The sequence below is a fragment of the Kocuria marina genome, from assembly GCF_000786655.1.
Classification (GTDB): Bacteria; Actinomycetota; Actinomycetes; order Actinomycetales; family Micrococcaceae; genus Kocuria; species Kocuria marina_A.
The window spans coordinates 1-1598 of record NZ_JROM01000004.1; the positions used below are offsets into that span (position 1 = coordinate 1).

Genomic DNA, 1598 nt, shown 5'->3' on the forward strand with positions numbered 1-1598 from the left:
CCCTGGTGATCGGGGAGCTGGTGGTGGACGAGGACTCCCGTCAGGTGCATCTGGCCGGGGAACCGGTGGCGTTGACGCGGATCGAGTTCGACTGTCCCGTGACGGGTTCAGTGGAGGCTTGGTAGTGCCGCTCCGGCGGTCGCCGGGGCGGTGTGGTGACGATAGTAGGCGTCTTCGAACTCGATCGGGGGCACGAGCCCGATCTCTCCGTGCAGGCGCCGGTGATTGAACCAGTCGACGTACTCGGCCACCGCGATCTCCAGGTCGTCGATCGACTTCCAGGGGCCCTTGTTGCGGATCAGTTCGGCCTTGAACAGCGAGTTGAACGCCTCAGCGAGGGCATTGTCGTACGAATCGCCGGTGGATCCCACCGAGGCCACCGCCCCCGCCTCGGCCAGGCGCTGGGTGTAGCGCACGGCGACATACTGAACGCCTTTGTCGCTGTGATGGACCACACCGCTGGTGTCATGGCCGTCGTGGGAGCGGGTCCACAACCCCATCTCGAGAGCGTCCAGAGCCAGGTCCGTGCGCAACGAGGTCGACAGCTGCCACCCCACCACCCGCCGGGAGAACACATCGATGACGAAGGCGGCGTAGACCCAGCCGGCGAACGTTCTGCAATACGTGATGTCGGCGACCCACAGCCGGTCCGGGGCAGCGGCGGTGAAAGATCGTTCCACCAGGTCCGGGCGGGTCTCCGGTCCGGTGCCGGCCACCGTGGTGCGCGGGCCCTTGGCGCGAATGATCCCGCGCAGACCCGCCGCCCTCATGAGCCGGTGAACCGTGCACCGGGCCACCCGGTGGCCGTTCCGGCGCAGCGCGGCGTGGACCTTGGTGATCCCGTACACCCCGTAGTTCTCCGCGTGCACCTTGGTGATGACCGCGGTCGTGGCCGCGTCGCTGACCGATCGCGCTGAGGGCGGGCGGGTCTTGGCTGCGTAATAGGTGCTCGGGGCGACCTGCAGAACCTTGCAGATCGGCTCGACCCCGTACTCGCCCTTGTGGGCGTCGATGTAGGCCACTACCTGTTGTGTGGGCGGTCGAGCTCCGCCGCGAAGAAAGCCGAGGCCGACCGCAGGATGGCGTTAGCCCTGCGGAGTTCCCGAACTTCTCTCTCGAGCTCGGCCAGCCGCTGGGCGTCATCAGTGGTGGTTCCTGGTCGATATCCCTCATCGACCTCGGCCTGTCTCACCCAGTTCCGCAGCGTTTCCGGGTTGATCCCCAGCTGCTGACCGATCCGCGCCAGCGCCCCGGCCTTCGTCGCCGGGTCCCGCCGGGCCTCCACCGCCATCCGGGTGGCGCGCTCTCGCAACTCGTCCGGGTACTTCCTCGGTGCCCCCATGACTCTCATCCTTCCGTGGAATGAAAGCCTCCAACAGACCCGTCACGGGACAGTGTGGTGCGGGGGCGAACATCTCCTGCAGGGCAGTAACGTCATGGTCCTCGGGTGCGGACCGGGAGGCGGCGTCATTGATCGCCCCGGTGAGCTGGGTCCAGTCCAGCTGGGCTGACCCCGTTTTTTAGGTCCGGTGGTTCTGGGAGTCGTCCTGTCGCCCGTGGTTGCGGGCAGGGAGACTGGTCAGATCATGTCGAACAGC

The 1598-nt window shown here is 66.9% G+C and carries 1 protein-coding gene and 1 other annotated feature; the gene reads right to left on the bottom strand.

The features are described 5' to 3' along the window. Positions 1-107: 107 nt before the first annotated feature. Positions 108-1342, bottom strand: a protein-coding gene (locus tag AS25_RS00555) for an IS3 family transposase (protein WP_241246949.1) whose coding sequence is annotated in 2 segments (ribosomal slippage) — positions 108-1063 and positions 1063-1342 — 1236 coding nt in all. Because the reading frame shifts where the segments join, the coding sequence is not laid out codon by codon here. After that, positions 951-1064: a sequence feature (AL1L pseudoknot), on the bottom strand. It overlaps the preceding gene by 114 nt. Positions 1343-1598: the final 256 nt, after the last annotated feature.